Here is a 5003-nt window from a genome sequence, read left to right as displayed (position 1 = left end):
GGCGGTAGATGACGATTTACCGGAAGGTGATCACACCAGCACCATCAGCTACGAGATTACCAGCACTGGGGATGAGGCCCAATATCCTGATACTCTCGAAATCCCATCCACCGAGATCACCATTACTGATAATGACGCAGATGATGTTGGTCAAGTTCTGATCAGCGAGATTTCTGGTCTCACGGAAGGGGGAGAGCCTGGTACTTATACCATTGCTCTCGACACTGAGCCAGCCGGACCAGTAGAAATCAAGATTATGGCGGATGATGAGAGTGAAATCAGTCTCGATGGGGAGACCTTCTCCACAGAAGTAATGGTTACCTTAGAGGATACTACTCCCACAACCATTACGGTAATGGCGGTGGATGACGATTTCCTCGAAGGTGATCACACCAGCACCATCAGCTACGAGATTACCAGCACTGGGGATGAGGTCACATATCCTGATACTCTCAATATCCCATCCACCGAGATCTCCATTACTGATAATGAGAGTGTTACCACAACCCCAGAGATTATAATCAGTGAGAGCCCGATACTATTTGAGGGTGGTACTGGTATCTACACTGTTGCCTTAACTAAGACTCCCACCGGAGAAGTAGAAATTACCATCAACGCTGATGATCAAACTGAAATCAGTTTAGATGGAACTACCTTTGCTTCAGAGCAAGTGCTTACCTTCAATGAGGCAACACTTCAAACTATCACAGTGCGAGGGCTGGATGATCAAGAGGTTGAAGGGGATCACGAAAGTACCATCAGCCACGAGATTACCCAATCTGAGGACACTGTGAACTATCCCCTGGGGGATGTTGGGTTAGTCACTGCCAGTATTTTTGATAATGACATCCCCATTGTCACGATCACTGCTACTGACCTTGAGGCAGCGGAAAAAGACCAAGACCCAGGCAGCATCACCATCACTCGTTCCGGAGACACTACTGAAGAACTCACTGTCAGTTACATGACCTTTGGTAGCACTGCTACCGCAGATGACTACAGTGAAACCCTCAATGGGTCAGTCACTATTGCTGCTGGTGAGTCTTCCGTTGAGCTGAAAATCACTCCAGAAATCGATTTCCTAATCGACGAAGGTGATGAAACGGTTAACTTGGTCTTAAACAGCAGCCAGGACTATAACTTAGTTGGCAACACTTTTGCTCAGATTACCATTGCTGATGACACCTCGTCAGTTCCTGACAATAGTACCAGGTTTGTCTGGAATAATCCACTCACAGGAGAGAATATCCTGTGGAAGATAGATGCTACTAAGCAGGTAACTACAGTTACCCTTCCTACATTGGATCTCAATTTCGAAATTCAAGGTAGTGGAGACCTTAATGGCAACGGTGACAACCAAGATGTTTTCTTGCTGAACACAGTAACCGGAGCTATTCAATACTGGCAAGTGCAAGGTGAGGAAATCAACCAGGTGGTGGTTGATACCGGTGAAGTCAACCTCCTGGAATGGGAAATCCAAGAATTTGCTGACTTTGACGGTGATTCCAAAGATGATATCCTCGCCTACAAGTCAGATACTGGAGAAGTTGCTATCTTGACAATAGATGCTGAGACACTGGTGAATCAGGGGATCCTTGAACGGGATGGTCAGCCTTTACTGATAACGCCAGACACTGGATGGCAAATCCAGGGTGCCGGGAACTTCAATGGTGATGATGGTCCAGATCAGATTCTCTGGCACAACCAGAATACTGGAGAGGTTGGCATATGGGAGATAGATGGCAACGAACTAGCGGATGCTGCATTTGTTACACGAAACGATGAGCCTGTACTAGCACCATCATCAACTGGATGGCAAATCGAAGGTGTGGCGGACTTCAGCGGCGATGGCCAACAGCAGATTCTCTGGTACAACTCGGAGAATGGATACATTGCCACATGGCAGATGTTTAATAAGGAACTAGTCGAAGGTGCTATCATTACACGGGATGGTCAGCCCTTATCAATACTACCTTCAGAGGGATGGAGTATTCAGGGTGTTGCAGACGTAAATCAGGACGGCAAGTATGATATCGTCTGGAACAACAATAATACTATTGCTGTTTGGGAGTTGGATGGCCCTGAATTGGCCAATTCAATGACCATCGAGCAGCCACCCGAGGCCGGTTTCAACCCTACGCTTATCTAAGCTATACTGCACAGGGTCATAACTTGAACTGATTAAACATCAGAACTAGCACCCCAAAACAGCGGAATTGGTATCAGTAGTTCCAGTGAGCTGAGCCGAAAAAACCCCTTACTTAGTAAGGGGTTTTTCTATGTTTCTCAACCTTCCTGTTGATCAAGCCTTCTTGGGTGTGTTTCCCGTTTTAGAATTCCTGAAAAGGATTTGCCTTAAACGCGATCGCCAATTTCTGCCAACTCACGTCCACCAAAAATTGCTGAACTATCAGAGTAGAACTTAAACTCCATTAAGTTATAGAATGGATCTTGCAGGAAGAAGGTGCGATGCTCTGTCAGTTGACCGGGAAAGCGAGTCTTGGGTTGCTCGTAGAAGGGTAATTGTTTTTCTTGAGCACGGGAAAGTAAGGCTTCCCAATCACCCAGGGATGTAAAAACTAACCCGAAATGTCTAGGATAAATACCCCGCTGAGGTGTCAGGGGTTCTTTGGTTAGGTGAGCTACGAGTTGATGACCGTATAAATTCAGAATCACCGCATGGCGCGATTCTCTACCGATTGCGCAACCAAGTCCATCACCGTAGTAAACTTTAGTTTGCTCAATGTCGGTAACGGGAAATGCGAGATGAAATAGGACTGGTTTCATAAGTTTTGATTTGAAGGCAAAAGGGTTGTAGGTTATAATTGTATGTTTTGAGGTTTGTTCGCGTAGCGTGGCCGTTCGCGTAGCGTGGCCTAAAGGCCAAAAGGCCAAAGTTGTTCGCGTAGCGTGGCCTTTGGCCAAGATTTTAAAGTTTGTTCGCGTAGCGTGGCCTTTGGCCAAGGTTTTAAAGTTTGACAGTTGTTGGGCCTTGGCGTTCTGTTTAGGGTCAGTTTTTCTTACTCAGGAGTTCATTTTAGGGTAGTTTCAAGGTTTTGAAGAAATTCAACTTTATTTAAGAATCTGACCTAATCTTGTATCCGGTTGTTTCAGTAGTGTGCTTTGTTGTTCGTTTTTTGGATAATGGAGAATGGGAAATGAGTGGTGGAGTAATGGCTCGCAAGCAATTACAATTACCAATTAACAATTACTAATTATTAATATAACTATTTGGCTATGCTTGATGATAGTCTTTATTTAAATCCTTGGCTTGTTGCTGTTGCAGTGAACACAGTTTTCCTGGCCATGGTATGGATAGCCCCCAAAAAATTACTCACCCCTGCTGGGATCATCCATGCTTGGATATTAGGCGTACTGATTTGGGGTACTCTGAACTGGCCAGGTTACACAGTAGTCGGATTTTACTTTTTGGTAGGGTCTGCTGTCACCCGCATTGGCATGGCGCAAAAGGAAGCGGCAGGAATTGCAGAAAAGCGTTCCGGTGCTAGGGGACCAGAGAATGTTTGGGGTTCAGCACTGACTGGAGCGATTTGTGCCTTGGGTACCCTACTAGTGGATGCTCCTTACCAACAGTTATTGTTACTAGGTTATGTCGCTAGTTTTGCTACTAAGCTGTCCGATACCACTGCCAGTGAGGTGGGTAAGGCTTACGGCAAACGGACTTTTCTGATTACTACTTTACAGCCAGTAGCCCGGGGAACAGAAGGAGCTGTAAGTCTTGAGGGAACCCTAGCTGGAGTAATTGCATCAGCTGCGATCGCATTTGTGGGTTGGGGCGTTGGTTTGGTTAACTTAACAGGAGTATTTTTCTGTGTTATTGCTGCCTTCATCGCTACCAATCTGGAGAGTGTGATTGGTGCGACACTGCAATCTAAATTGGAATGGCTGACCAATGAAGTCGTGAATATTATTAATACTATGATTGGTGCGATCGCTGTTGTGCTGTTAGCTCTAGCATGGCAGTGGATCAGCTAGGTATGAAGAATGAAGCATGAAGTGTTAAGTGTTCAGTCTAAAACATTAAGGATAAAAACATACAACAAGCTCAAGCAACTAATAAATCTAATAAATTGAGATAGCGTTAGACTCCCGACTTCCGAGTTCCCACTTCATAGCTTCATACTTCATACTTTATAATTTATTCAGATAGTGGTCCAAAGACCATCTGTAGAACCATTGGTTCACCACCTTCCCGGTGATACCTATCTGCCCACTGGCGGATAATTTCATCTAACTCTTCCATGGCCTGATTGATTTTCTCTGGCGGGATATCTAGTTCCTCCAACCCTCGCATGACTTGCGGCTGACGCTCTGCCCAGTTTCTCATTAACCGGAAGTATCGCGCTGTTTCGTCAATCATGGTGTAGGTGCGGGCTTTGTCATCTACTGGTGAGTAATATGCACTGGTTAGAGCGTAGTAGGGTAAGCCACCGGTGTGATCGATTCTGGTGACAGTTCCTGAATAGGTTAAGCGACGCTTGATGTGTTCAGCTAGAGCTTCACTCAAGGGCAGACGTCGCTTTGGTGGTAAGTCTTCTTGGGATCTCCGGTGCAGAAATTCTATTAATTCAAAGAATTGTAAGGAATTGATGATCTGGGCATCCGGCAGGTGATCTGGCAACTTAATCTCAAGATTGCGCTTTTCTTCCAGGTCAAGGCTGGTGCCATTGATACGAGATTGCCCTGGTTGCCAGGGATAGTGTTCCATCCAGACATAGGGAAACTGAATCAGATAGCGAGGTTCCTGAGACCCCAACATCTTGAGCAGTTTCCCTTCTGTTAACGCTTGTCGAACTTCCTCAACAATGACCTTTACCCGCTTTGGTTCAATGTGATGCAAATGCCCAGTCATGCGGATATTGCCATCTTGCTCCAGATAGGTCATGTAGATGGCACATTTGGCAGCGGTTGCTGCTGCATCTAGAAACGCCCCATGTCGGTGTCCACTAGTCCGCAGGGGGGGGGGATGGCCGGGACGAGGG

4 protein-coding genes are annotated in these 5003 nt (G+C 46.0%); 2 read left to right on the top strand and 2 right to left on the bottom strand.

The window, feature by feature from the left end; genetic code table 11:
* Positions 1-2149, top strand: a 2149-nt coding sequence (locus tag F6K52_RS32290; protein ID WP_293088528.1) for a Calx-beta domain-containing protein, incomplete at its 5' end; no start/stop codon positions are given.
* 206 nt (positions 2150-2355) lie between these two features.
* Here F6K52_RS32290 and F6K52_RS32285 read toward each other — a convergent pair.
* Positions 2356-2787 (bottom strand): VOC family protein, encoded by a 432-nt coding sequence (locus tag F6K52_RS32285; protein WP_293088531.1) that lies wholly within the window; start codon positions 2785-2787, stop codon positions 2356-2358.
* Positions 2788-3237: 450 nt separating this feature from the next.
* Here F6K52_RS32285 and F6K52_RS32280 point away from each other — a divergent pair, with 450 nt between their 5' ends.
* The gene (locus F6K52_RS32280; RefSeq protein ID WP_293088526.1) at positions 3238-3996 is read left to right on the top strand and encodes a TIGR00297 family protein; all 759 of its coding nucleotides are present in this window, start codon (positions 3238-3240) and stop codon (positions 3994-3996) included.
* Positions 3997-4159: 163 nt separating this feature from the next.
* On the opposite strand, the gene hetR is transcribed toward F6K52_RS32280, so the two are convergent.
* On the bottom strand, positions 4160-5003 hold an 844-nt coding region (gene hetR, locus F6K52_RS32275; protein ID WP_293088524.1), incomplete at its 5' end, for a heterocyst differentiation master regulator HetR.

Source organism: Moorena sp. SIO3H5 (assembly GCF_010692395.1).
In the GTDB taxonomy this organism is placed as follows: domain Bacteria; phylum Cyanobacteriota; class Cyanobacteriia; order Cyanobacteriales; family Coleofasciculaceae; genus Moorena.
This window is presented reverse-complemented; position numbering and strand designations above follow the sequence as displayed.

Bases quoted from the DNA above. Each gene is read 5' to 3' on its own strand.
- F6K52_RS32285 (WP_293088531.1), bottom strand. From the start codon at position 2,787: ATGAAACCAGTCCTATTTCATCTCGCATTTCCCGTTACCGACATTGAG.
- F6K52_RS32280 (WP_293088526.1), top strand. From the start codon at position 3,238: ATGCTTGATGATAGTCTTTATTTAAATCCTTGGCTTGTTGCTGTTGCA.